The sequence below is a fragment of the Salmonella sp. A29-2 genome (genome assembly GCF_020150755.1).
In the GTDB taxonomy this organism is placed as follows: Bacteria; Pseudomonadota; Gammaproteobacteria; order Enterobacterales; family Enterobacteriaceae; genus Salmonella; species Salmonella enterica.
In genome coordinates, this window is the sequence record NZ_CP083731.1 from 1,932,453 (window position 1) to 1,957,664 (window position 25,212).

Genomic DNA, 25,212 nt, shown 5'->3' on the forward strand with positions numbered 1-25,212 from the left:
ACGCATTTTGCTACATACTTAACGTCTTAGAAGAAAAGACCGAGGAAATCATTTTGGCAGGAAGTAGCTTACTGACATTACTCGACGATATCGCCACGCTGCTGGACGATATTTCGGTAATGGGCAAATTGGCCGCGAAAAAAACCGCGGGCGTACTGGGGGATGACCTGTCGCTCAATGCGCAGCAGGTGACCGGCGTTCGCGCTAATCGCGAGCTGCCAGTGGTATGGAGCGTGGCGAAAGGATCATTAATCAACAAGGTTATTCTGGTGCCGTTGGCGCTGCTGATAAGCGCATTTATCCCGTGGGCCATCACGCCTTTATTAATGTTAGGCGGCGCGTTTCTCTGCTTTGAAGGGGTAGAAAAAGTCCTGCATACCTTTGAGGCGCGAAAACACAAAGAAGACCCGGCGGAGCGGCAAAAACGTCTTGAAGCGCTGGCTGCGCAAGATCCTTTGGCCTTTGAAAAAGATAAAGTAAAAGGGGCGGTCCGTACCGATTTCATTCTGTCCGCTGAAATTGTGGCCATTACCCTGGGGATTGTCGCGCAGGCGCCGCTGCTTAATCAGGTGTTGGTGCTGGCGGGGATTGCGTTGGTTGTGACCATTGGCGTGTATGGCCTGGTGGGTATTATTGTCAAACTGGATGATATGGGGTACTGGCTGGCGGAAAAGCGTAGCGTGCTGGCGCAGGGCGTCGGTAAAGGATTACTGATTATCGCGCCCTGGTTAATGAAAGCATTATCCATTGTCGGTACGCTGGCGATGTTTCTGGTCGGCGGCGGGATTGTCGTACACGGTATTGCGCCGCTACACCATGCCATTGAACATTTTGCGCAGCAGCAGGGGCCTTTCATGGCGCATATGATCCCTGCGGGGCTGAATCTGGTGCTCGGCTTTATTATCGGCGCCATTGTGGTGGCGCTGGTGAAAGGTGTGGCGAAAATTCGCGGTGTTTCGCACTGATTTTCTACAATGAATTATGCAAAATTGTCCATCCTCGTCTAAGGTGAAAACGTTTCATCTGATACAGGAGGCAGGTATGGTCTTTTCTGTCAGTGAGGAAGTTACCGTGAAAGAGGGTGGGCCCCGGATGATCGTCACCGGTTATTCCAGCGGAATGGTAGAGTGTCGCTGGTATGATGGTTTTGGCGTAAAGCGGGAGGCATTCCATGAGAATGAGCTCGTGCCAGGCAAGGAAAGGCGCGTGCGGGACGAAGCCCGATGACAAAACGCCCGGTTAATGCCGGGCGTTTTGCTGTGGAGAAAAAGAGTCGTCGCGCTGCGACATGCTGCTACCTGGTTATGCCAGGATTGAGTGGTATCCCTTGATGAGGTCTGGCTACCGTAAGCCATCAGGGGGAGTTGTATCAATAACCAGGAGTTACCAGGGTGCCGCACGAAACACTGTTAGACAATCAAGGCTGGTTTAAAAAGCTGGCGCGGCGTTTTGGTCCCGGTCATGTCGTCAACACCTGTTTTCTGATCGTGATGCTGTTCTCGACGCTACTTACCTGGCGGGAAGTGATGATACTGAAAGACGCGTATGTCGCCAGTCAGCGCAATCATCTGGGGAGCGTCGCGAATGTCCTTGACCGCCAACTGCAATTCAACATGGACAGGTTGATCTTTTTACGCAACGGTATGCATGAAGCGCTGGTGGCGCCGCTGGCTTTTTCCGCATTGCAAAGCGCGGTGACGCAGTTTGAGCAACGACGCGTCAGACATTTCTGGCAACTGGAGCTGGATAAGCGGCGGACATTGCCGTTATATGGCGTTTCCGATCAATTTGTCGCCCGGACGACGCTTCTTTCGCGGGAGAGTCGTGACCTGGCAAATGAATTAACCGCCACGCTGGAGTTAGGGTATCTGGCGCGTCTGGCGCGCTCATCCGCCATGCTGACGCTGGAGACGATGTATGTTTCTCGCTCAGGGTTTTACCTCTCAACTCTCCCTACGGCGTACGGTAGCGATATTGTCTCCCGTTACTATCAGTACGTGACTCAGCCCTGGTTTATCGAGCAAAGCCAACGGCGTAACCCACAGCGCGGCGTGCGGTGGTTTACCTCCGCACAGCCCTATGTTGCTGACGAGCAGAAAAAAGTGACAGCCAGTCTACCGCTGGATCACGATAATTACTGGTATGGCGTACTGGCAATGGATATTCCCGTCGCGTCATTACAGCGGTTCCTGCGCGATGCGGCTGAAAAGGATATTGAAGGGGAATATCAGCTATACGATAACCATCTCCGTTTGTTGACGGACTCCGCGCCGGAACAACAAACCGCGAATACGTTAAATGACCGTGAGCGCGCCTTACTGGCGCGTGAAATAGAAAAAGATACCCTGGGCGGGCTGCGTTTAGGAACGCATTATGTAAGCTGGGAGCGGCTGGATCATTTTGATGGCGTCCTGCTGCGCGTGCATACATTACGTGAAGGCATCCAAGGGAATTTTGGCAGTATTAGTATCGCGCTGACGCTGTTATGGGTGCTTTTTACGGCGATGCTGTTGATCTCCTGGGGTGTTATTCGACATATGGTCAAAAACATGTTTGTTCTGCAAAATTCGCTGCAATGGCAGGCATGGCACGATCCGCTGACCCGACTATATAACCGTGGCGCGCTGTTTGAAAAAGCGTCCAGGCTGGCAAAGCGCTATCGGGAAGCCCGCCAGCCATTTTCTGTGATACAGCTGGATTTAGATTATTTTAAAAGCGTTAACGATCGCTTTGGTCATCAGGCAGGCGATCGCGTGTTGTCCCATGCCGCTGGGCTCATTGGCAGCACCATTCGAGCGCACGACATCGCCGGACGGGTAGGGGGCGAAGAGTTTTGTATCGTGCTGCCTGGCGCGACGAAAGCGCAGGCGCTGCAGATTGCCGAACGCATACGCCAGCGCATTAATGACAAAGAGATTTTGGTGACGAAAAGCACGACGCTTCGTATCAGCGCGTCAATGGGGATCAGTAGCGCGGAGGAATACGGCGACTATGATTTTGAGCAGTTGCAGTCGCTGGCCGACAAACGGCTTTATTACGCCAAACAGTCCGGACGTAACCGTATTTGCGCCAGCGACGCGACTCAGGAGCGGGAAAAGAAATAGTCCATTCCTTCGCGCCAGCCATCCGGCCCTTCGTTCTGGCTACGGTAGACGTGCTGAGGATCGTCGTTACGCAAATGTACGCCCTCCCGGTTTAGCCCTTTAACGACAACCGCATAATCCATCACATCCAGTAAAGGCGCATCATTGGGGCCGTCTCCTAGTCCCAACGTCAGAGGACGCGCGCGCCACTGCCGACGATATGCTTCAATCAGCCAGTTGGCAGCCTGATCTTTACCAGCGGAGGCGTCCAGCACATGCCAGAAACGGGCGCCATGGACAAATTGCAGTCCCAGGTCATTTAAACGGGCGACAAACTGCGCCATGCGTTCATCGCTATCGCGCCAGATCAGCGACACCGACGCTTCATGCAGACGGGTTAGGGCAGACTGTGCCCGGTTTAGGCCCGTCCATTCGCTTATCACCTGATCGTCAACGTCATCAAACGTGGTGAACTTAAACTGTTCCTTTTCACGCAACTTATGCAGGACGAGGCGGATTTCGTTGTGAGAAATACCGGCTATCAGACGGGGATAGTTGGGATGGTCTTCCCAATGAACGTCCAGTTGGATCACCGCGCCGTTTTCCGCAATCAGCGGCAGTCCCTGTAGATTTAACGTCGTCTGGAGCTGGAGCATTTCAGCCGCGGTTTTACTGCTACAGAGGATCACGGGCACGCCGCTTTCATGCAGGCGAGTAAGCCAGGGGGCCGCGGGCTGCCACTCAAACGTGTGGCTGTTCAGCAGTGTGCCGTCCAGATCGGTAAAAATCAGCAAGGGGTCATGGATTGAGAGCATTTTTTCCTCATTTTCCGTTGCAACGGCGGGCTTATTTCCAGGAAAAGTCCTAAAGCACACCCGAAAGAAGTCGAACGCTAACTGGAACCGATCCCGTCGCTTCCAGGCAGCACATGCGTTGTCACACTTTTGCTACCGAACTATTAGCGCGCTTAATCATTCATGTAAAAAATATTTACTTGTCATGCAAAAAAATTGCAGATAAGGTAAATCTCACATCAGATTTCCTGGTGTAACGAATTTTCAAGTGCTTCTTGCATAAGCAAGTTTGATCCCGACCCGTAGGGCCGGGATTTTTTTCGGCCATTTTTAACGGTTTACTTCTGTTACACTAAAATCATGAATATCCAGCTCGAATGCTTCAGCTAATTCATGCCATGTATGATATTCCCGTCCGTCTACGCTCACCCGCTCAGGATCTTCCTGGCTACGGTGAACCTCACTTTCGCTGATTTCATTGATGGCCGCCAGTAGCGCATCTACATCGACGCTCACTTCGCGCTTGGCCGTATCACTGTACTCTTTTGCCGTTTTCATCTTCACTACCTCACGGGTTCCTGACAGCCTAAGTATAGACCGTTGAGAAAACCAGCAAACACGCCGGCAAGGCGCTGTCAGACGCAGAAAATTGTTCTACACTGGCACAAAGCGACAGGAGGAAAATGATGAAGGTGAATGATCGGGTAACCGTTAAAACGGACGGCGGTCCCCGCCGACCGGGCGTGGTACTGGCAGTGGAAGAATTTAGTGAAGGCACAATGTACCTGGTTTCGCTGGAGGATTACCCGCTCGGCATCTGGTTCTTCAATGAGTCAGGTCACCAGGATGGTATTTTTGTCGAGAAGGCGGAGCAGGACTAATTGAGCCGGACTGGAGGTACATTGCCAGTCCGGATGTCTCAGCGCATGTTAACAAAAATGCCGTTAGTGACGTTATCTGTCAGCCGCACTACGTGATAGATCACTTGTTTATTATGCGTTTTTATCTTTCTTTTTATATTCCCCTTATGGGAGGATACTGTTTTTGCTTTAATATTCATTCTGTCAGAAATCTGAATGGTTCCCTGACCTTCCATCCACATTCGCAACATGCTGGATTCAGTTCGACTTAACGATAATGTTGGTAAATTTATGGTTCCTGAAATACCCGACTCTTTTTTCAGAATATCGCCAAGAATGGTATCCAGCGAGTCAGGTTTAATCGATTTCGAGCTAATCAATAAGTTTTTTCTTACTAATAAATATTCATCAAAATGCACATTAGCAATTGCCATAAAAACAATAAATAACGTGTCAGGATGTTGATTAATGATTTGCTTTATTTGTTGACTGTCTGAAGGCGTATGAATGAAACAGTCCTCATTAATAAACACCACCGAAGGCTGATGCGCGCCACAAGCGATAGCGAGTTCGTCAACGGTTTCGATGTCGTTGATTTCCCTTTTTTTCACCCCTCTGCTGACCAGATACCCGCTTAACCCTAGCCGGGTGTAACTGCATAAATCCATAATAATCGTTGACATGGCATACCCTCACTCAATGCGTAACGATAATTCCCCTTACCTGAATAACTCACCATAATCAGACGGAACACGAATAGTCACCTTAGACAACGCTTACGCGGTTTTTCAGGCGAACTTACTATCCCGTAAAGTTACATATAATTTGCCAGGAATCATCTTAAAGTAAAGTGAATGTTGCGTTATGTGAGTGAAGTAAAAACAAATAAGGGGCAGCGGATATATCCTGGTGAATGTTTTTTAAAATTTATTTTCGGATAAACCTTAGTAAAACAGGATAAAAATTATGGGTTATTATTTATCGGCATCTCGCTAACAATATCAGCAAGCAAATTGAAAATTTCGCTGAATAAATGTTCGCAAAACGGCGCAATTAATGGCATTAGCGCGGCCATCAGCATAATGCCGACGGTGAGGGTAAGCGGGAAACCGATAACAAATATCGAGAGCTGCGGCGCCATGCGGTTTAATAGCCCCAGCGCCAGGTTGAGCGTAAGCAGGAGGGTAATGACCGGCAATGCCAGCATCAGTCCGTTTAAGAAAATGAGCCCTCCGGCCCTGGCGAGCGCCATAAATGCATTACTGTTCACCGGGTTACTACCGATGGGCAGAGTATGGAAGGTATCGACCAGCAGCGAAATAAGCCACAAATGGCCATTAAAGGTGAGAAACAGTAGCATGGCGAGCATATCCATAATACGCGCCAGAACCGGCATATTCAGGTGGCTGCCCGGGTCGACGAAGGTGGCAAAGGAAAGCCCCATTTGCAGACCGATAAACTCACCTGCGGTACGCACCGCCGCAAAGGCGAATTGCATGGTAAATCCCAGCGCAATACCGATCAGAATTTGTTGCATCGCCAGCCATAAGGCGGCAATAGAAAAAAGCGGCGTATCGTTTGCCGGTAGCGACGGCGCGATAACAAGGGTAATCATTATTCCCAACCCCAGTTTTACCCGCTTGGGAATAGCGCGCTCGCTGAGAATGGGCGCCGTTGAAATCAGCGCCAGTACGCGCAGCAAAGGCCAGAAATAGAGATGCAGCCAGTATAGCCATTGCTCGCTTGTAACCTGGATCATCGTTCTGTTTATCCGATGATATAAGGTAAATTGCTGAACAGAGTGCGTACGTAGTCCAGCAGCAGGTTGAGCATCCACGGGCCGGCAACGATAATTGCGATGAATACCGCGACGATTTTAGGGATAAACGACAGCGTCATTTCATTAATCTGAGTCGCGGCCTGCAAGATGCTGATAATGAGGCCGGTAATCAGCGCGACGAGTAACAGCGGCGCAGCCAGGGCGAGAGCGACTTTCATCGCCTCGGTGCCCATCATCATGACGGATTCAGGAGTCATTTTGCGCCTCTAACTGTAAAAGCTTTGGGCCAGCGACCCCACAAGCAATTGCCAACCATCGACCAGCACAAACAGCATCAGCTTAAACGGCAGGGCGATTGTCGCTGGCGGCACCATCATCATCCCTAACGCCATCAGTACGCTGGCGATCACCAGGTCGATAATCAAAAAAGGGATGAAAATCGTAAAACCGATCTGAAACGCCGTCTTTAATTCGCTGGTGACATAAGCGGGCAGGAGGATACGCATCGGTACTGCTTCCGGTCCCTGTAACGGACCGCTATTGGCCAGACGGGCAAACAGCGCCAGATCGGCTTCGCGGGTTTGGCGCAGCATGAACGCGCGTAACGGTTGCGCGCCTTTATCCAGCGCTTCCTGCATAGAAATTTTCTGCTCGCTAAACGGCTGGTAAGCATCCACGTAAATCTTGTCAATGACGGGCGACATAATAAAAAAGGTCAAAAACAACGCCAGCCCGAGTAACACCTGATTTGGCGGTGCCGAGGGCGTGCCCAGCGCGTTACGCAACAGGCCAAAAACAATGATGATACGTGTGAAGCTCGTCATCATCAGTAAAATCGCCGGCAGAAACGTCAGCGAGGTGATGAAAACTAGCGTCTGGACGGATAATGACCAGCTTTGGCCTCCGCCCGCTAATGGTTGGCTGATAAGCCCCGGCAGTTGCGCAGCGGCGGCGGGACTAAAAAGCCACAGACCCGCCAGAGAAAGGAATAACAAACGGCGCATCAGGATCTCCCGGAACGCTTGAGTAAGTTCTTCATCATGTTCTGGAAATCCGCCGGTGGGGCAACGGGTGCTTCCGTGTCATTCTCTGCGGGCGGCAGGGTGTGCAGCAGGTTGATCTGCGAGGCGGTCACGCCCAGTACCAGACGCGCATTTTCGACCTCGACAATCACCACGCGTTCGCGCGGGCCAAGCGAGGCGCTGGCTGACACCTTGAGTCCCCGGACGCTATTTCCTTTTGGTACGAATCCCATACGCTTAATCACCCAGGCCGCCGCCAAAATGAGCGCAATAATGCCAATTAATGCGCCGCTCACCTGCATGAGCGGCGATCCGGCTGGCGCGGTGGGCTGAGAAACCGTGGCCTCTGTCTTCATCATTAACGACTCAAACGACGCATACGCTCGGATGGCGTAATAATATCGGTGATACGTACGCCGTATTTATCCGCCACGACGACCACTTCACCCTGGGCAATCAGGTAGCCATTAATCAGGATATCCAGCGGCTCGCCGGCCAGCCCGTCCAGCGCGACGACCGACCCCTGCGTCAGACGCAACAGTTCTTTAATGGTCATTCGCGTGCGGCCCAGCTCTACGGTCAGTTTGACCGGGATATCCATAATCAGATCGATATCCTGCATAGCACCGCTGACATCGCCGCCGCCAAGCTGTTGGAAAACCGCGTCGGCGGCGCTTTTATTGGTGGTCGCTTTTTGCTCGTTTAACGCGTCAGCCCACAGATCATCCAATGCGCCAGTATTCTCATCGGACGGATTATTCATGTCACTCATTTGGGCTGTTCCTCATTCAGCGAATTCAAAATTGGGTTGATCAAATGTTCTACGCGTAGCGCATACTGTCCGTTTACGGTGCCATATTGGCTGGTGAGTACCGGAACGCCGTCCACATGAGCAATAATGCGGTCGGGTTTTTCAATCGGCAGTACATCGCCGGGTTTCAGCTTCAAAATCTGGGAAAGACGTAACGGAATATCGGCAAAATTGGCCACCAGCTCCAGTTCAGAGTGCTGAACCTGGCGCACCAGGTTATCACGCCAGTTCTGATCTTCATGGCGCGAGTTTTCCAGCGGCGGATTCACCAGCAGCTCACGCAGCGGCTCGATCATGCTAAATGGCAGACAGATGTTAAATTCACCGGTCAGATTGCCGATCTCCACATGAAACGGCGTATTGACGACGATATCGTTCGGCGAGGTAGTGATATTGGTAAATTTCACCTGCATTTCGGAACGCACATACTCCACTTCCAGCGGATTAATGGCTTTCCATGCGTCGCTATAGCCTTCCAGCGCCAGTTTCAGCATACGGTTGATGACACGCTGTTCCGTATGGGTAAACTCGCGGCCCTCGACTTTGGTCGGAAAACGGCCGTCGCCGCCGAACAGGTTATCGACGGCAATAAACACCAGACTCGGCGAGAACACCACCAGCCCGGTGCCGCGTAGCGGCTTCAGGTGGATCAGGTTCAGGTTGGTCGGTACCGGCAGGTTACGCGCAAATTCGTGATACGGCTGAATACGTATGGCGCCCACGGTAATATCCGGGCTGCGGCGCAGCAGGTTAAATAATCCCATCCGGAACTGGCGTGCGAAACGCTCGTTAATAATCTCCAGCGCCTGCAAGCGTTCACGCACGACGCGACGCTGGGTATTGGGATCGTAAGGGCGAATATCGCTATCGCTTGCGATACCGGGAGTGGGTTCGTCTTTGGTGTCGCTGTCGCCGTTCAACAGCGCATCGATTTCAGCCTGAGAAAGAATACTATCGCCCATATCGTTACCGCAGAATAAAAGCTGTATAAAGCACGTCAGTGACGACCTGTTTTGGTTGTCCGGCAACGAGCGGCGCGGCCAGCGTCTCTTTAATGGCGGCAATCAGTTTTTGTTTGCCAGCTTCTGTTGAGAGCTCGGCGGCATTCTGACGGGAAAACAACAACAGCAGACGGCTGCGCACTTCCGGCAGATATTCATTTAATCGCGCGCGCGTCGCTTCGTCTTTCAGACGCAGAGTCACGCCGATATACAACACGCGATCCGCATCGCCCAGATTGACGGTAAACGTATCCAGCGCAAAAAATACCGGCGCGGGCGGCGGAGCCGGTTCCGCTTTAGCGTTCGTGGTCGGTTGCTGCTGCATACGCCAGTAGCTATAACCGGCGGTCGCGCAGGCGGCGAGGGTAATCAACACCAGCAAAGGTATCCAAATCGAGCGTTTGCTCTTTTTGTTAATCGCGGAGTCAGTCATCTGATACGGGCTTCCTGTTTCGGTACTGCTTATTGGCTGATTATCCCGTGTCCTGTCCACGACAAAGCGTGGAAAAGACGCGGATAATCATGCTACCTCTGGCGTTAGGCGAAGATATCCACTGCGCCATTGCCGCGCGCGGCGGCCTGAAGCGAGGCCGGCGCCGCTAACGCTATGTCATCTTCAGCGCCAAACGCGTCCGTATGTTGGGCGCGGGAAGACTGTTGTTGCGATGAAGACTGCTGCTGTCCGGCAAAGCTTTCGCTACTGATGCTGCTTTGTCCCAACTGAATGCCGCTTTCCGCCAACTGAGTGCGCAACATGGGCAGGGCGGCTTCCAGCGCGGCGCGGACATGGCTGTGCGGCGATACCATCTGGAGCTGCGCCTGATTGTCATCCAGCTTGAGCGAAATATGCACCTGACCTAACTCTTCCGGATGCAATCGAAGCTGCGCGCTTTGCTGTCCCTGACGCGTAAATAACATGACCTGCTGACTGAACGTTTGCTGCCATTCATGGCTGCCTAACGGCGCGCTGAGTACCGGGGCTGAGGCGACAGGTAGCGGTTGCGGTTGCGCCGTGGCGCTGCTGAGCGTCGGCATTGCCGCGCCATGCGTTACTGGCGCGGGCGAGCTATCCACCTCCACTTTCGCGCTGGTCGCGGCGGCAGCAACCACCAGCGGCGTCAGTGCTGGACCCGTGGCGCGATCGTCGCTGGCGCGCGCAAGCGACGCCTCGGTTTTCCCTTTTTCATGCTCGCTAAAAGAGAGCGTATGTGTCTCTTCCTGCGGCGCCGATGGCATGTCGCCGCGCAACAGTGACGGCAAGGCGATGTGATTTTCAGCAGGCGTCTCTCCGGCGACAGGCGTCGCGACAGGTTGTCCGGGCAGCATGGCGAATAAGGCGCTCAGACTGGCAAGATCCTCATCGCTCAGCGCGGGCGTTTTCTCATCATGCTGCGCCGTCTTACTCAGTGCGGCCAGAGCGCTGGTTTTCAACGATGGCGTTAGCGTAGACAGTAGATGCTGCGCTTGTGTCAGATCGGTAAGCGTTTCATCCGTCGCATTCGCTTTTTGCGCCAGCAGGTCGGCAAGCTTCACCGCCTGGCCCGGCTCGCCATGTTGGGTCAGTAGCTCTTTCGATAACTTCCCGCCTGCCGCCTGTAAATCGGCCAGCGTGATGCGGGCGTCTTTGCCCTGTGCGCCGTCTGCGCCTAACGCGCCCGCCAGGAGCGCCAGAAAGTCCTCGGCTGAACCGGTGGTTTTTCCTGACGTCAGACCCGCGGTCATGTCGGTATCGGTGGTGATCAGTTGGGGCAGGGTGATCATTCGGGTTTCCTCATTGCTGCACGCTGAGCAAATTCATCCATCTTTTTCTGATCCATGCGGTTTTCAGCTAACAGCGCTGCCGCGGTTTGTCGGTCCTGTAAGGTTTGCCAGGCCTGAAGTCGCTGCTTTTTCTCACGCCAGCTCTTCAGCGCCAGGTCGACTTTTTGCGTCCACTGCGTAAGCTGGAGGCGATGCTGCTCTATCGCCTTTTCCAGTGTCTGAATAAACTGCTGATAGTTGATCCAGCGATTACTGGCGATGCCGTTGCCCATATCGGTGTTCAAATTACTGCGATACTCATTCTGATAATCGATCAGCATTTTGAGCTGTTCTTCCGCCTGTTGGCAGCCGCGACGCATTTCGCCCAGTAAACGCGCCGCGTCATCTACCTCTTTTTCGGCCAGATCTTTGAGTGTTTCCAGAGCGCCATGTTGTGCCATGATCGTCGCCCTCCTGCTTTATCACACCGTCGGGAAAATTAAATCGAGCGCCTGCAGAGAGTCCTCCCAGTCGGCCCGTTCAAAAATGCCTTGCTGTAAAAACGCTTCCAGTTGCGGCCATAAGGTAATGGCTTTATCAAGCATCGGATCGCTACCTTTGGCATAAGCGCCGACGCTGACCAGATCGCGGTTACGCTGGAAACTGGAAAGCAACTGTTTAAATAGCCGTACCCGCGCATAGTGCTGCTCGGTAATGAGCGCGGTCATCGCCCGGCTGATTGACGCCTCTATATCAATGGCCGGATAGTGCCCAGCCTCCGCCAGACGACGGGACAAGACAATGTGCCCGTCGAGGATTGCGCGTGCCGAGTCGGCAATGGGATCTTGTTGGTCGTCCCCCTCGGTCAACACGGTATAAAACGCGGTGATAGAGCCGCCGCCGTGGATGCCATTACCGGCACGTTCGACCAGCGCCGGCAGCTTTGCGAACACTGAGGGCGGATAACCTTTGGTGGCTGGCGGTTCGCCGATTGCCAGCGCAATTTCACGCTGTGCCATCGCATAGCGCGTCAGCGAATCCATAATCAGCAACACATGCTGTCCGCGATCGCGAAAGTCTTCGGCGATGCGGGTGGCATAGGCGGCGCCCTGCATTCGCAGCAGCGGCGAGACATCCGCCGGGGCGGCGATCACCACCGAACGCGCGCGACCGTCGGGGCCGAGAATATTTTCGATAAAATCTTTAACTTCGCGGCCACGTTCGCCGATAAGTCCCACGACAATCACGTCCGCCCGCGTGTAGCGCGCCATCATGCCAAGCAGAACCGATTTACCAACGCCGGAACCGGCAAAGAGTCCCATACGCTGACCGCGCCCTACGGTTAACAACGCGTTGATAGCGCGTACGCCGGTATCCAGCACATGTTCGATTGGCGTTCGCTGTAGCGGGTTAAACGGCGGCGTGATTAACGCGCCGGTTTCCAGCGTATCCGGCGCAGGCAGTCCGTCGAGCGGTCTACCGCCGCCATCCAGCACCCGACCAAGCAGGGCCGGGCCGAGCGGTAGCTGTTTGCCGCTTTGCAGACCGTCGCCATGTCCGTTACGGGCGTAAACGCGGGCACCGGGCAGAATGCCTTCGACCTCTTCCAGCGGCATTAAAAACAGACGCTGGCCGTTAAAACCGACGACTTCCGATTCCACCTCTTTGGTTTCAGGGCCGTCCTGGCGCTCAATAATGCAGGTGGCGCCCAGCGGAAGCTGGAGACCGGTGGCCTCCAGTACCAGGCCCGTGGCGCGGGTTAAACGTCCATAACGACGCACCGCCGGCAATAACGCCATTTTTGCTTCAAAGTTGTCGAGCGCGGTAAGCCAGCGGGTCAGACGCGTGGTCATCAGAGCACTCCCGGCGCCGCCAGGCGACACAACTCTTGCCAGCGAGTAGCGACGCTGGCGTCCAGATCGCCCTCATCGGCAGAGACTTTACACCCGCCGTGATGCAACGTTGGGTCCCCGCGCAACCGCCATCCGTGAAGGCTGAGCGTGGCGCCCAGCATCTCTTCCACCCGCTGTAAGTCGTCCGGATGCACGCGCAACTGCGGCTTGCCGCTAAAGAGCGGCTCTTGCTGCAACAGTTGTTGGATCTGTTTAATCAGCGCTGAGTTGTCCACCGCCGGCGTTTGGCCGATGACCTGACGCGCAGCCTCCAGGGCCATTTGCATCAGCCGTGAGGCGATAACGCTATCGAGCGCGTCAAGCGTGTTCTGAAACTCGCTCACTAACTGCTGCATACGGGCATGAATCGGTGCCTGCTGCGTCTGCGCCTGGGCTTGTCCTTGCTCCAGCCCCTGCGCTAACCCTTCCTGGTATCCCTGCGCGTGTCCTTTTTGCCGTCCCTCCGCCAGCCCGGCGTTATAACCTTGTTCATGGGCCTGTATTTTTAGCTGCGCCAGCTCCTGCTCCAGCTGCTGTTCGGCAGTGAGTTCGGGCTCCGGCGTATCGTCTGTCAAGGTCACGTTATCAGCCTCAACCGGCACAAACGTCTCCGGCGGCGGGGCGAGATCGTCGGGGGTCCAGACTTGCCACGGCAATTCATTAGACATAGGTATCCTCGCCGCTGCCAATCACCATTTCGCCGGTTTCCGCCAGACGACGCACAATAAGCAGAATCGCTTTCTGCTCGTTTTCCACCTGAGACAGACGAACCGGGCCACGGTTGGCAAGGTCGTCGCGCAGGATATCGGCGGCGCGCTGGGACATATTGCGCAGGAACTTCTCGCGTAATGGCGGTTCGGCGCCTTTCAGAGCGATCAGCAGCGATTCGGAATCCACTTCCTGCAACAGACGCTGGATACTGCGATCGTCCACATCCACCAGATTTTCGAACAGGAACATCTCGTCGATGATTTTCTGCGCCAGTTCGCCGTCGAATTCGCGCACAGCGGTAATAACCGCTTCTTCCTGCTGCGTTTTCATCAGGTTGATAATTTCCGCCGCGGTTCTTACGCCGCCCATTTTGCTGCGTTTCAGGTTCTGACCGTCGAGCAGGCCATTCAGCACTTCGGTCAACTCCGCCAGCGCCGCCGGCTGTACGCCGCCAAATGTCGCGATACGCAGCATCACATCATGACGCAGACGCTCGTCAAACAGCGCCAGAATATCGGCGGCCTGACTGCGTTTGAGGTGGACCAGAATGGTGGCGATAATCTGCGGGTGCTCGTCGCGAATCAGGTCGGCGGCACTCTGCGGTTCCATAAAGTTGAGCGTTTCGATACCGCTGGTGGTATCGCGCGTTTCCAGAATATCTTCCAGCAGGCTGGAGGCGCGTTCTTCGCCCAGCGCTTTAACCAGTACGGAGCGCAGGTATTCGTTGGCGTTAATATTCAGCGCGGCGAACTGCTCCGCTTCTTGCTCAAACTCTGATAGTACGTCCGTCAGTTGTTTGTTGGAGATCTGACGCACGTTAGCCATCGCCGTACTTAACGCCTGCACTTCGCGAGTGGAGAGGTGTTTAAACACCTCTGCCGCCCGGTCTTCGCCAATGGTCATCAACAAAATGACGCTTTTATCGGTACCGCTAAGATTACTCATGATCGTTACTCATCCACTGGCGAATGACCAGCGCCACCACGCGCGGATCGTTGTCTGACATTTCGCGAATACGCTGGCTCATCACCTCAGCGCCCAGACGCTGGTTAGCCCGGCGTTGCTGGAGCTGCTCGTCTTTGCTAAGGCGTACTTCCACGGCTTCTTCGGTTTCCTGGCGAACCTGTGCCTGTTCCTGCGCCGCTTTCGCTTCTTCAACGCGGCGCGTCAACTGCGGACGTACCGCTTTGCGCCACAGAATCCAGGCCACCACCAGCACCAGTAACCAGCGACCTGCCGCGAGCAACTGATCGATAAAGGACTGCTGTTGCCAGAAGGGCAGTTCGCCGCCGGTGTTATCCACTGCGCTAAACGGTGAATTCACTACGTTTAGCGTATCGCCGCGTTTATCAGAAAAACCCATCGCTTCACGGGTTAAATCCTCGATCTGTTTCATCTGATCGGCGGTCAATGGCAGCGGTTTGCCATCCGCCAGCGTTTTGTAATTCACCACGACGGCCACGGAGAGACGCTCAATATCGCCCACATTCATTTTGGTGTGACGAATGGTGCGGTCCACTTCGTAGTTACTGGTTTCATTACGCTGTGTACTGCGCGGGCCAGCACTGTTACTGTTGGTACTGGTGCTGGTTTGTGGCGTATTCTGTGCGTTTTGTTGATTGGTCGGCGGCGTGGCGATCGGCGCCTCGTTAGGCGGCGCTGGTTGGTTCGACAGCGCGCCAGGCACGCCGCCGGGATAGCCCGCGCCTACCTGTTCGCTAATATTCAACTGACGTGAACGCAGGGTGGCCTTCGACGCATCGCCGTTCGGGCTGTAGTGCTCTTCCGTCTGCTCTTTATTGGCAAAATCCAACTGGGCGGTTACCTGAGCGTGAACATTACCGTTCCCGACGATAGGCGACAGAATGGCTTCGATACGGCGTTGGATGCGGCTTTCCACATCATTAGCAAATTTTAATTGCGCGTCATTAAGGTCGCGACCGCTGGTATTGGATTGCGTGAGCAGATGACCGGATTGATCGACCAGAGTGACGTTTCCTGGCGGCAAACCGGCGACAGCGCTGGAAACCAGATGTACCACGGCGCTAATTTGTCCTTCATCCAGCGCCCGCCCCGGTTCCAGTGTGACGGTGACGGAAGCAGAAGGGGATTTTTGTTCCCGCACAAATAGCGACGGCTTTGGCATCGCCAGGTGAACGCGGGCGCTTTTTACCGGACCCAGCGTCTCGATCGTCCGGGCCAGCTCACCTTCCAGCGCGCGCTGGTAATTCACCTGCTCGCTGAACTGACTGATACCGAATTTTTCCTGATCAAGCAGTTCAAAGCCTACCGCGCCGCCTTTAGGCAGCCCCTGCTGCGCCAGACGCAGACGCAGTTCATGCACTTTGTCGGCGGGCACTTCAATCGCGCCGCTGCCATTGGCAAAGCGATAGGGGATATTCATCTGGGTCAACTGCGCGACGATCGCGCCGCCGTCCTGATCGGAAAGGTTGCTAAATAGCGTGCGGTAATCGGGCGTTTTGGCCCACAGCACCATCGCAACGACGATCGCCACGGCAGCGGAACCCGCTACAATTAACGGAATTCGGGGATTCGCGCGTAGGCGATTAAGCCACTCGAGAGGTTTAGGTTGGGTTGCAGTCGATGCAGTCGCACTCATCTCGCACCTCGTGACTGATCGTGGACGGCGTTTTTTGCAAAGTGGAACAAGACTCACTCCCGGGTCAGCAAACTCGAAAAATTGACGGTCTCATTATTTGTGGTTTCGAATTTTTCTATGCGCTAAAAACCGAGGTTTTTTATCGTTATTTAACGCCTTTATCTTATTGACAAACTGGTAATCTCTGCTGCGTAAAAAATCATCCAGGGGAATAGCATGGCAGCAATACAGGGGATTGAAGGGGTTATTAGCCAGTTACAGGCGACGGCGGTGGCCGCGCGCGGGCAAGAAACGCACTCGCAGTCGACGGTGAGTTTTGCCGGCCAGCTACATGCTGCGCTGGATCGTATTAGCGACAGACAAACGGCGGCGCGCGTTCAGGCGGAAAAATTCACTCTGGGTGAGCCGGGCATTGCGCTTAATGACGTGATGGCCGATATGCAAAAAGCGTCCGTCTCCATGCAAATGGGGATTCAGGTGCGCAACAAGCTGGTCGCCGCGTATCAGGAAGTGATGTCTATGCAGGTGTAAGCCAGGGCTGACAACACATCCACAGCGAACTCCCGGGCGCTTACCTACGTCAGCGACGGGGACGCGGCGCCCATGCAACCAGTGCGTGATTATGTGGGCTTGTTTTTTGCGAGGCGCGCTCATTTTATTGATAAGCGGGTTGCACATTGTTGCAGGGACTTATTAAAAATAGGGTACGCCTGTTTACTGACGCCATTCATTCCTACTATTCGTTCTGACGCTATTGTCATTGAGTTTGCAATCCAGAATGTTCCTGCAATATATGCGCCGTTGCGATAATACACGGTAAATTCTTTATTAATGCCTGGAATATCTGTTTCATGGAGATCCAGTATATACCCATACGGGGACAGATTATCAGCGAGACAGCGGGCAATGGCGCTCGGATGTGCATTGACCACTGTGACGGGTGAGTAACGGGCAGCGGCAAGACAGACGACTCCAATAATGGAGATGAAAATAATTTTTATCATTTTTTTGGCTTCTGCTGTGCATAAATAAATCATCACCTGATAATGTCAGTGAGTAAAAATATAAATACCTGATAGTCTTTTATGACGTAGAGGGAAAATAATAATTATTTTATGTTTTGCTTAAAATAGTCATGGGTTTTTCATCGGCTCAACCAAAATTAAAACGGTATATGTTATATAATAGATTTATGCCACGGCGCACAAGACGACCTTGTCTGATTTCTTTTATGCGTTTTAGATTTTTGCCGGTTATGCCGTAAAAGGTCTCCCGCCGTAACGTACAGCGGGAGTATGCGCTTATTTTTGAATCAGATAACGAATTGTCGGGCCATCCTGCTGAATATCCAGCACCGTATAACCGTGATTGCGCGCATCCAGTGGAATATTATTAATGGACTGCGGACAGTCGCTGACCACTTCCAGGATCTCACCTTTTTTTAGCTGCGGCATCGCTTCCAGAGTGGCGACCGCCGGGTACGGGCAAGGTTCGCCAACCATATCCAGACGGTAATCAGGGACGATATTTTTCATACAGATTCCTTAGCAGGCGTCAGCCCCGCACGGCGGAAAAAACGTTTTTCCCAGCCGATGATTAACATCAGCGCGGTAAATAACAACAGATAGGTGACCAGCAGACCCCCCAGCGGACCAAAGGTATTCAGCAGGTTAACTTTATCCCAACTGGTCGCCAGAGCGGGCGCGAAATCATCCCAGTAGTAAGCCAGGATGGTCGAACCGATGACATTGCCGAGGCCCACCCACCAGTAATGCACCTGGCCTTCTACGGCGCGGTACATCCAGCCGGTTTCGCAGCCGCCCGCCAGCACGATGCCAAAACCGAACAGCAGTCCGCCAATGACCGCATTCGGGCCAGCCCACATAATTTTAGGTGCAACGCCCAACTGCACGTAGCTGAAAATACCAATAGCGCTGACCGCCATGCCGAAAATAATCGCTTTCGCCATATGGGCGCGTCCGGAGATCCACAGATCGCGAAAGGCCGAAGTAAAGCAGATTTGCGCGCGCTCGATCAGCAGCCCAAACCCGACGCCGAACAGCATCGCCAGCCCCAGTTTCGGCTGATGCATTGCCGTTAATAACGCCCAGCCAATCATGCCGATAAAGACCAGCATACCGAGCCTGAAACGCCGTCTTGCCTGATCCGGTTTCTGCGTCAGTGGCGAAGCCGCGGAGACCTTTTGCATTTTCACCGGTATGCGAAATATCGGTAGCAACGTAAAGCGGGCGCCGAACCAGGAGCCGATAGCGGTCGCCAGCGCAAAGAACCACGCGTGTAGGGAGAACTGCGGGATTCCGGTAAAAAAGGCGGCCAGGTTACACCCCATCGCCAGACGCGCGCCGAAGCCAGCGATCATGCCTCCAACCACCGCCTGTACGATACGGATTCGGCTGCGCGGCATACGCAATTTTACGTTGTTGGCCCACAGCGCCGCGGCGAAGCAGCCGCCGAACATGCCGAGGATCATCATGCCGTCGATACGCGTCAGCGGCGTACCCTCCAGATGAATCAGCTTGTAGTAGCCCCACTGTTCGGCATGAACGCCAAAAAGCTGCAAAATTTGCCCGCCCCAGCGGGTAAATTCGCCCGTCACGGCCCAGAACGTGCCGGTGATGCCAAAATAGTAGGTAGAGAGAATACCGGCTGCGATCACCGCAGGGGCCGGCGCCCAGAATTTAATTAACCAGGTTTGCTTGAAGTGTTGCCATGACATGTGGTTAGCCTCTGAACTCAGAAGGTGTGAAACAAGAAGTGCGCATACTACACCGATCACAGAATTTGCCTACACCTAATAAGCGGTAATACCGACTGGATCAAATTGCGGTCAGCGCCTGGAAAGGCTGGCGGCGTCAGGGCTTTAATGCCACAATTCTTCTTTCTTCTGATGCAGGATGAATGATGAAAAAAGTAGCGATCGTTGGCGCATTGCTGGTTCTGGCCGGATGCGCCGAGGTGGAAAACTATAATGATGTGGTGAAAACGCCCGCGCCGGCCGGTCTGGAAGGGTACTGGCAGTCAAAAGGCCCGCAACGTAAGCTGGTGAGCCCTGAAGCTATCGCCAGCCTGGTGGTGACTAAAGAAGGCGATACGCTGGACTGCCGCCAGTGGCAGCGCGTTATTGCTCTGCCGGGCAAGCTGACCATGCTCTCCGATGACTTAACCAATGTTACGGTTAAGCGTGAGCTCTATGAGATTGAGCGCGACGGGAATACCCTGGAATATGATGGCATGACGCTGCAACGGGTCGCTCGTCCGACGCCGGAGTGCGCCGCCGCGTTAGAAAAAACGCCGCTGCCGACGCCGCTGCCGTAATTTCGCTTCCCGGCAGCGCTCTGCCGCCGGGAACGCTCATCACACGTCCTCAATGACCCACACGCTGACGCTGCCAGCGTTGCAGAAGAACGTCGCTTCGCCTTGATCATTAGTTACAACATGCTCACTGCGGTTTCCCAGAAAATCACGCCAGGTCTTGTTAGCGTAATTGTCGCCGAGCAGGAGGTTTTTTTCACCGTCGTCGCCATTGGAAAGTACAACCACACAGCCTGGATTCTCTTCAGTACCGCTGCGACTAAAGGCGATACAGTTAGGATGATCGAAAAAGAGAGTTTGTATACCGTGCGCAAAACGCTGACGAGCAAGGATCAGCCGATCCAGTTGGTTAATCACCGGCATGTCGACCCGACAGGTCTCGCCATTTTCGCCGCTATCTTCATAGCTGGCGCCGTATAAATCGGGATAAAACACTGACGGTACGCCGTTTTCACGAAGCAGGATCAGCGCATAGGCCAATGGTTTGAACCAGGGTTCTACCGGCGCTTCCAGCGCCTGTAACGGTTGTGTATCGTGGTTAGCGACCAGCGTCACCGCATGAAAAGGGTCGGCTTCTACCAGCGTGCCGGTGAATATGTGGCGCATGTCATACTCCGCGCCCTGGCGCGAGGCTTCATGAAATTTCATCTGCAACGGCGCGTCGAACAGCATGGTTTTCCCGTCGACCTGATCGATGTACGTTTGCAGTTTATCCACTTCATGCGACCAGTATTCTGCGACAATAAACAGCGGTTTTGGTGCAACCGCCTGTACATGCTCAATCCATTCTTTATAAAACCAGGCGGGTATATGTTTTACCGCGTCCAGGCGAAAGCCGTCACAGTGGGTTTGTTCCATGACCCAACGAGCCCAATATTTAATCTCTTCCGTAACCGCGTGATTGCGAAAATCGATATTTTCCCCCATCAGATAGTCAAAATTACCCATCTCATCATCAACCTGATCGTTCCAGCCATCGCCGGTATAGTCATTGACGATCTTAAAAATGCCGTCTTCGTCGGGATTCTCGATGTGATCAATGCCGCTGAAACAGTGATAGTCCCAAATAAAGTTGGAATACTGGCCCGCGCGGGCAGGGAAGGTGTAGCGCGTCCAGCCTTCGCATTCAATGATGTTGTCATCGATTTGCGTGCGGTCATCCTGATTCACGCGCTGAACGCGAATACGTTCTTTTTCGTCTGCGCCCATTTTGTGGTTCACGACGACGTCGAGCAGCACCGCAATATTATTTTTTTTGAGCGCGTCTATCGCCGTCAGTAACTGGCGTTTATCGCCGTACTTTGTCGCGATAGTTCCTTTTTGGTCAAATTCGCCGAGGTCAAACAGGTCGTAGGTATCATAGCCTACGGAATAGCCGCCGGAGGCGCCTTTACAGGCGGGCGGTAGCCAGACCATATTGATACCGATATCATTCAGCCCATCAGCACGTTCCGCCAGTTCAGGCCAGAGTTTACCGCCGTCGGGATAATACCAGTGGAAGTACTGCAATAACGTGGGGTTTTTCATCTTCCGTGCTCCAGAAGTCGTTTAGCCGACCTCTGGAGTATGGAAGAATTTTCATACGAGACGGGAAAATATTATGAGGCGCCAGGCGCGTCTGGCACGAGTAACATACCGGAGAGACGGCCATAAGCGTTGTTGAGTGATTTTTGGCGGGTGGATTGTCCGATCAAACTACTCAGTTCATCCAGTCGCTGTTGCAGCAGCCCTTTCAGGAGCTGCTCATTATCCAGCGTTTGTTTGATGTATCCGGCGACCATATCCTGAATACTTCGCGTAATGCCCGGTGGAGTTTGCTTTTCCATCACCGTTTCAATACTTTGCAGATAGGAGACCTCTTGTTGCAGTAAGAGATCCCATTCACCTCGCTGCGCAAGTTCAAGCAGCGATTGACTGAGCAGCGCAATACGCTGCCAACGGTTGATAAACTCCACGGTTGAGGTCATTAACGAGACTCCTGGAAAGATGCTTTCGGTGAAATCTGCTTCCAGGCTTCTGCAATATTGCTGAGTAACCCTTCCACTTCTTCGATGGCCTGAGCGTCGTTACGCAAATTAGCCTGCAGTAAACGGCGAATCATATAGTCGTATAGCTCGGAAAGATTCGTCGCAATCTCACCGCCTTTTTCCTGATCGAGGCCGGCTTTCAGCCCGTTATCGATAATATTGATGGCTTTGCTTAACGCTTCACCTTTCGCGACAACATCGCCTTGTTCTAAAAACAGGCGAGCGCGCACCAGAGCGCTATTCGCGCCATCAAACAACATTTCAATCAACTGATGCGGGCTGGCGCTCATCACGGCGCTTTCCACGCTGACTTGCGCATAAGCTTTGATACCGCTCGCGGTGTACATGGTAACCTCTGTTATCAGGACTTGTTCATAGCATTAAATTGCTGGGTCAAATAAGTACTGGTGTTATTCAGCTTACTCATCATGGTATCCAGTTGGGTAAACTGGGCCTTGTAACGGGCAACGGTTTCATCGATGCTATTGCTAACGGACAGGTACTGTTTCGTCAGGCTTTTCAGCGTGGCGTTAACGTTGTCCTGCGCATTATCAATAATGCCGTCATCCGCCAGATAACTTTTCACTTCGGTGGCAATTTTGGTGGTGATCCCCGTTTCTTTACCATCGCCCACCAGCAGCTCACGCGCTGCGGCTGTATTATCTTTCAGTACTTTGGTCAGCTTATCATCATCAATCTTCAGTTTGCCGGAAGTCCCATCCTGGGTGATGCCAATTTCCGCCATTGTTTTGAACGCAGAATTACTGCCGCTATTGGCAAATTGTGCCCGAATCCCGGTCTGGATAGTACGAACCACACTATCGCCTAACAGCGCGCCGTTTTTATCGCTGGCTTCTTCGCCCGGCTCAACGGCGGTATATTTGGTTAACGAGCTAAAGGTATCCACCAGCGAGTTATAGGCATCCACCCAGGATTTAATCGCCTCTTTCGCCTTGGTATCATCTTTCGTTACCGTCACGGTCGCGTCGGTCACTTTCTTCGTCAGGGTGAGTGTAATTCCCTGAGGGGCGTCGGTTACGGTATTGCTCTGACGTTCAATGTCGATGCCGTTTACGTTCAGCTTCGCGTTTTCTGCTTTCACCAGCTCTTGCATATTGCCGGTATTGGTGGTGCTGTCATAAGCGAGTAGATCGTTAAGTTTTGTATCGCCTTCCACCGTGATCTTCATCGTATTGTCGGTACCGCTATTGGCGGTAAGCACCAACTGGAATTCGTTCTCTTTGACCTTAACGATACTGGCGGCGATACCGCTGTCGGCGTCATTGATGGCGTCACGGATCGCCTCCATGGAGGTGTCGCCTTTATCCAGCTTAATTTCCAGCGGCTCTTTACGTCCCGGCTGTTCAATTTTAATTGTCCGGGACGTGACCGACGTATCGCCCAACTGCTCTTTGGTGGTCGCGAAGGTGGTTTTTGTCGCCAGCGACTGTGCGGCGGCAAGCTGGGTTACGTTAATCTTATAAGTCCCTGCGGCAGCGCCAGCGGTAGTACTGACTTTGAGATCTTCAGTGGTGCTGGACGCCACGGTAGACTTAAATAAATCCGCTTTATTTAACGCGGTATTTGCCGTCTGGAATTTTTCTAATGCGCTTTTCAATGTGCCATAGGCGGTTAGCTTTGCCGAATTCGCGCTCTGCTGTTTGGTAATTGGCGTTAAGCGTCCTTTTTCGTTCTTTGTCAGGTCTGTCAACAACTGGTCTAACGGTAAGTTTGATCCCACACCTAATGATGAAATTGAAGCCATGCCTTCTTCCTTTTTGATTGCAAACAGTAGTTAAGCGCGTTATCGGCAATCTGGAGGCAAAGTTTAATGATAATTTTGCAAAAATAATGCGCGGAATAATGATGCATAAAGCGGCTATTTCGCCGCCTAAGAAAAAGATCGGGGGAAGTGAAAAATTTTCTAAAGTTCGAAATTCAGGTGCCGATACAAGGGTTACGGTGAGAAACCGTGGGCAACAGCCCAATAACATCAAGTTGTAATTGATAAGGAAAAGATCATGGCACAAGTCATTAATACAAACAGCCTGTCGCTGTTGACCCAGAATAACCTGAACAAATCCCAGTCCGCTCTGGGCACCGCTATCGAGCGTCTGTCTTCCGGTCTGCGTATCAACAGCGCGAAAGACGATGCGGCAGGTCAGGCGATTGCTAACCGTTTCACCGCGAACATCAAAGGTCTGACTCAGGCTTCCCGTAACGCTAACGACGGTATCTCCATTGCGCAGACCACTGAAGGCGCGCTGAACGAAATCAACAACAACCTGCAGCGTGTGCGTGAACTGGCGGTTCAGTCTGCTAACAGCACTAACTCCCAGTCTGACCTCGACTCCATCCAGGCGGAAATCACCCAGCGCCTGAACGAAATCGACCGTGTATCCGGCCAGACTCAGTTCAACGGCGTGAAAGTTCTGGCGCAGGACAACACCCTGACCATCCAGGTTGGTGCTAACGACGGTGAAACTATCGATATCGATCTGAAGCAGATCAACTCTCAGACCCTGGGTCTGGATACGCTGAATGTTCAACAAAAATATAAGGTCAGCGATACGGCTGCAACTGTTACAGGATATGCCGATACTGCGATTGCTTTAGACAATAGTACTTTTAAAGCCTCGGCTACTGGTCTTGGTGGTACTGACCAGAAAATTGATGGCGATTTAAAATTTGATGATACGACTGGAAAATATTACGCCAAAGTTACCGTTACGGGGGGAACTGGTAAAGATGGCTATTATGAAGTTTCCGTTGATAAGACGAACGGTGAGGTGACTCTTGCTGGCGGTGCGACTTCCCCGCTTACAGGTGGACTACCTGCGACAGCAACTGAGGATGTGAAAAATGTACAAGTTGCAAATGCTGATTTGACAGAGGCTAAAGCCGCATTGACAGCAGCAGGTGTTACCGGCACAGCATCTGTTGTTAAGATGTCTTATACTGATAATAACGGTAAAACTATTGATGGTGGTTTAGCAGTTAAGGTAGGCGATGATTACTATTCTGCAACTCAAAATAAAGATGGTTCCATAAGTATTAATACTACGAAATACACTGCAGATGACGGTACATCCAAAACTGCACTAAACAAACTGGGTGGCGCAGACGGCAAAACCGAAGTTGTTTCTATTGGTGGTAAAACTTACGCTGCAAGTAAAGCCGAAGGTCACAACTTTAAAGCACAGCCTGATCTGGCGGAAGCGGCTGCTACAACCACCGAAAACCCGCTGCAGAAAATTGATGCTGCTTTGGCACAGGTTGACACGTTACGTTCTGACCTGGGTGCGGTACAGAACCGTTTCAACTCCGCTATTACCAACCTGGGCAACACCGTAAACAACCTGACTTCTGCCCGTAGCCGTATCGAAGATTCCGACTACGCGACCGAAGTTTCCAACATGTCTCGCGCGCAGATCCTGCAGCAGGCCGGTACCTCCGTTCTGGCGCAGGCGAACCAGGTTCCACAAAACGTCCTCTCTTTACTGCGTTAATCCGGCGATTGATTCACCGACACGTGGTA

The 25,212-nt window shown here is 53.0% G+C and carries 30 protein-coding genes; 7 read left to right on the top strand and 23 right to left on the bottom strand.

Annotated elements, in window-relative coordinates; translation table 11 throughout:
- The first annotated feature begins 47 nt into the window (after positions 1-47).
- The 3 genes from K8W53_RS09345 to dgcQ all read left to right on the top strand — a co-directional run bounded on the left by K8W53_RS09345 (position 48) and on the right by dgcQ (position 3,104).
- Positions 48-965, top strand: a complete 918-nt coding sequence (locus K8W53_RS09345) for a DUF808 domain-containing protein (RefSeq protein ID WP_170852075.1) — start codon at positions 48-50, stop codon at positions 963-965.
- Between the two features lie 76 nt (positions 966-1,041).
- The gene (locus K8W53_RS09350; protein ID WP_000232161.1) at positions 1,042-1,227 is read left to right on the top strand and encodes a YodC family protein; all 186 of its coding nucleotides are present in this window, start codon (positions 1,042-1,044) and stop codon (positions 1,225-1,227) included.
- A gap of 164 nt (positions 1,228-1,391) precedes the next feature.
- Positions 1,392-3,104 (top strand): cellulose biosynthesis regulator diguanylate cyclase DgcQ, encoded by a 1,713-nt coding sequence (dgcQ, locus tag K8W53_RS09355; RefSeq protein ID WP_001119828.1) that lies wholly within the window; start codon positions 1,392-1,394, stop codon positions 3,102-3,104.
- Here dgcQ and K8W53_RS09360 read toward each other — a convergent pair.
- Positions 3,083-3,898 (bottom strand): mannosyl-3-phosphoglycerate phosphatase-related protein, encoded by an 816-nt coding sequence (locus tag K8W53_RS09360; protein WP_052939409.1) that lies wholly within the window; start codon positions 3,896-3,898, stop codon positions 3,083-3,085. The genes dgcQ and K8W53_RS09360 overlap by 22 nt on opposite strands.
- Before the next feature lie 309 nt (positions 3,899-4,207).
- Positions 4,208-4,435 carry a YodD family peroxide/acid resistance protein gene (gene yodD / locus K8W53_RS09365; RefSeq protein ID WP_000844798.1) on the bottom strand — a complete coding sequence of 76 codons (228 nt, stop codon included), beginning with the start codon at positions 4,433-4,435 and terminating at the stop codon, positions 4,208-4,210.
- Between the two features lie 128 nt (positions 4,436-4,563).
- Here yodD and dsrB point away from each other — a divergent pair, with 128 nt between their 5' ends.
- A complete protein-coding gene (gene dsrB, locus K8W53_RS09370; RefSeq protein WP_000867218.1) occupies positions 4,564-4,758 on the top strand; it encodes a protein DsrB in 195 nt (64 codons plus the stop codon).
- A gap of 38 nt (positions 4,759-4,796) precedes the next feature.
- Here dsrB and rcsA read toward each other — a convergent pair whose 3' ends face one another.
- The 14 genes from rcsA to fliF all read right to left on the bottom strand — a co-directional run bounded on the left by rcsA (position 4,797) and on the right by fliF (position 16,314).
- Positions 4,797-5,420, bottom strand: a complete 624-nt coding sequence (gene rcsA / locus K8W53_RS09375; RefSeq protein ID WP_000103971.1) for a transcriptional regulator RcsA — start codon at positions 5,418-5,420, stop codon at positions 4,797-4,799.
- Positions 5,421-5,701: 281 nt separating this feature from the next.
- On the bottom strand, positions 5,702-6,496 hold the full coding sequence (fliR, locus tag K8W53_RS09380; RefSeq protein ID WP_000616953.1) for a flagellar biosynthetic protein FliR: 795 nt from the start codon (positions 6,494-6,496) through the stop codon (positions 5,702-5,704).
- An 8-nt stretch (positions 6,497-6,504) separates the two neighbouring features.
- Positions 6,505-6,774 carry a flagellar biosynthesis protein FliQ gene (fliQ, locus tag K8W53_RS09385; protein WP_000187355.1) on the bottom strand — a complete coding sequence of 90 codons (270 nt, stop codon included), beginning with the start codon at positions 6,772-6,774 and terminating at the stop codon, positions 6,505-6,507.
- Between the two features lie 9 nt (positions 6,775-6,783).
- Entirely contained in the window at positions 6,784-7,521 is a 738-nt protein-coding gene (gene fliP, locus K8W53_RS09390) for a flagellar type III secretion system pore protein FliP (protein WP_001253411.1), read from the bottom strand.
- Complete coding sequence (gene fliO, locus K8W53_RS09395; RefSeq protein ID WP_000978280.1) at positions 7,521-7,898, bottom strand: flagellar biosynthetic protein FliO; 378 nt, start codon at positions 7,896-7,898, stop codon at positions 7,521-7,523. Before fliO ends, fliP begins: the two co-directional genes overlap by 1 nt.
- Positions 7,898-8,311 (bottom strand): flagellar motor switch protein FliN, encoded by a 414-nt coding sequence (gene fliN, locus K8W53_RS09400; RefSeq protein WP_001282111.1) that lies wholly within the window; start codon positions 8,309-8,311, stop codon positions 7,898-7,900. Before fliN ends, fliO begins: the two co-directional genes overlap by 1 nt.
- Positions 8,308-9,312, bottom strand: a complete 1,005-nt coding sequence (gene fliM, locus K8W53_RS09405) for a flagellar motor switch protein FliM (RefSeq protein WP_000502811.1) — start codon at positions 9,310-9,312, stop codon at positions 8,308-8,310. The genes fliN and fliM overlap by 4 nt, the downstream gene beginning before the upstream one ends.
- 4 nt (positions 9,313-9,316) lie before the next feature.
- Complete coding sequence (gene fliL / locus K8W53_RS09410) at positions 9,317-9,784, bottom strand: flagellar basal body-associated protein FliL (protein WP_000132169.1); 468 nt, start codon at positions 9,782-9,784, stop codon at positions 9,317-9,319.
- A gap of 104 nt (positions 9,785-9,888) precedes the next feature.
- Positions 9,889-11,112 (bottom strand): flagellar hook length control protein FliK, encoded by a 1,224-nt coding sequence (gene fliK / locus K8W53_RS09415; protein WP_023224895.1) that lies wholly within the window; start codon positions 11,110-11,112, stop codon positions 9,889-9,891.
- Positions 11,109-11,552 (bottom strand): flagellar export protein FliJ, encoded by a 444-nt coding sequence (gene fliJ / locus K8W53_RS09420; RefSeq protein ID WP_000046981.1) that lies wholly within the window; start codon positions 11,550-11,552, stop codon positions 11,109-11,111. The genes fliK and fliJ overlap by 4 nt, the downstream gene beginning before the upstream one ends.
- A gap of 21 nt (positions 11,553-11,573) precedes the next feature.
- Complete coding sequence (gene fliI, locus K8W53_RS09425) at positions 11,574-12,944, bottom strand: flagellar protein export ATPase FliI (RefSeq protein ID WP_023224894.1); 1,371 nt, start codon at positions 12,942-12,944, stop codon at positions 11,574-11,576.
- Positions 12,944-13,651 carry a flagellar assembly protein FliH gene (gene fliH / locus K8W53_RS09430; RefSeq protein WP_000064158.1) on the bottom strand — a complete coding sequence of 236 codons (708 nt, stop codon included), beginning with the start codon at positions 13,649-13,651 and terminating at the stop codon, positions 12,944-12,946. Before fliH ends, fliI begins: the two co-directional genes overlap by 1 nt.
- Positions 13,644-14,639, bottom strand: a complete 996-nt coding sequence (gene fliG, locus K8W53_RS09435; RefSeq protein ID WP_000067735.1) for a flagellar motor switch protein FliG — start codon at positions 14,637-14,639, stop codon at positions 13,644-13,646. The genes fliH and fliG overlap by 8 nt, the downstream gene beginning before the upstream one ends.
- A complete protein-coding gene (gene fliF / locus K8W53_RS09440; RefSeq protein ID WP_001276834.1) occupies positions 14,632-16,314 on the bottom strand; it encodes a flagellar basal-body MS-ring/collar protein FliF in 1,683 nt (560 codons plus the stop codon). The genes fliG and fliF overlap by 8 nt, the downstream gene beginning before the upstream one ends.
- A gap of 216 nt (positions 16,315-16,530) precedes the next feature.
- On the opposite strand from fliF, the gene fliE reads away from it, so the two are divergent.
- Positions 16,531-16,845, top strand: a complete 315-nt coding sequence (gene fliE, locus K8W53_RS09445) for a flagellar hook-basal body complex protein FliE (protein WP_023242299.1) — start codon at positions 16,531-16,533, stop codon at positions 16,843-16,845.
- A 119-nt stretch (positions 16,846-16,964) separates the two neighbouring features.
- On the opposite strand, the gene K8W53_RS09450 is transcribed toward fliE, so the two are convergent.
- The 3 genes from K8W53_RS09450 to yedE all read right to left on the bottom strand — a co-directional run bounded on the left by K8W53_RS09450 (position 16,965) and on the right by yedE (position 19,051).
- Positions 16,965-17,351 carry a hypothetical protein gene (locus tag K8W53_RS09450; RefSeq protein ID WP_000639596.1) on the bottom strand — a complete coding sequence of 129 codons (387 nt, stop codon included), beginning with the start codon at positions 17,349-17,351 and terminating at the stop codon, positions 16,965-16,967.
- Between the two features lie 264 nt (positions 17,352-17,615).
- Positions 17,616-17,849 (bottom strand): sulfurtransferase-like selenium metabolism protein YedF, encoded by a 234-nt coding sequence (gene yedF / locus K8W53_RS09455; RefSeq protein ID WP_000790504.1) that lies wholly within the window; start codon positions 17,847-17,849, stop codon positions 17,616-17,618.
- On the bottom strand, positions 17,846-19,051 hold the full coding sequence (yedE, locus tag K8W53_RS09460) for a selenium metabolism membrane protein YedE/FdhT (protein WP_001519382.1): 1,206 nt from the start codon (positions 19,049-19,051) through the stop codon (positions 17,846-17,848). The genes yedF and yedE overlap by 4 nt, the downstream gene beginning before the upstream one ends.
- A gap of 185 nt (positions 19,052-19,236) precedes the next feature.
- Here yedE and yedD point away from each other — a divergent pair, with 185 nt between their 5' ends.
- Positions 19,237-19,650, top strand: coding sequence for a lipoprotein YedD (gene yedD, locus K8W53_RS09465; RefSeq protein ID WP_000754694.1), 414 nt, complete (start codon positions 19,237-19,239; stop codon positions 19,648-19,650).
- Between the two features lie 39 nt (positions 19,651-19,689).
- On the opposite strand, the gene amyA is transcribed toward yedD, so the two are convergent.
- From amyA to fliD, 4 genes are all read right to left on the bottom strand, one after another.
- Positions 19,690-21,174 carry an alpha-amylase gene (gene amyA, locus K8W53_RS09470; RefSeq protein WP_052939408.1) on the bottom strand — a complete coding sequence of 495 codons (1,485 nt, stop codon included), beginning with the start codon at positions 21,172-21,174 and terminating at the stop codon, positions 19,690-19,692.
- Between the two features lie 71 nt (positions 21,175-21,245).
- Positions 21,246-21,614 carry a flagella biosynthesis regulatory protein FliT gene (fliT, locus tag K8W53_RS09475; protein WP_000204899.1) on the bottom strand — a complete coding sequence of 123 codons (369 nt, stop codon included), beginning with the start codon at positions 21,612-21,614 and terminating at the stop codon, positions 21,246-21,248.
- Positions 21,614-22,021 (bottom strand): flagellar export chaperone FliS, encoded by a 408-nt coding sequence (gene fliS / locus K8W53_RS09480; protein WP_000287764.1) that lies wholly within the window; start codon positions 22,019-22,021, stop codon positions 21,614-21,616. Before fliS ends, fliT begins: the two co-directional genes overlap by 1 nt.
- A 14-nt stretch (positions 22,022-22,035) precedes the next feature.
- Complete coding sequence (fliD, locus tag K8W53_RS09485; protein WP_017441843.1) at positions 22,036-23,439, bottom strand: flagellar filament capping protein FliD; 1,404 nt, start codon at positions 23,437-23,439, stop codon at positions 22,036-22,038.
- A 256-nt stretch (positions 23,440-23,695) separates the two neighbouring features.
- Here fliD and K8W53_RS09490 point away from each other — a divergent pair, with 256 nt between their 5' ends.
- Positions 23,696-25,183, top strand: coding sequence for a FliC/FljB family flagellin (locus K8W53_RS09490; RefSeq protein ID WP_023224352.1), 1,488 nt, complete (start codon positions 23,696-23,698; stop codon positions 25,181-25,183).
- Positions 25,184-25,212 lie beyond the last annotated feature (29 nt).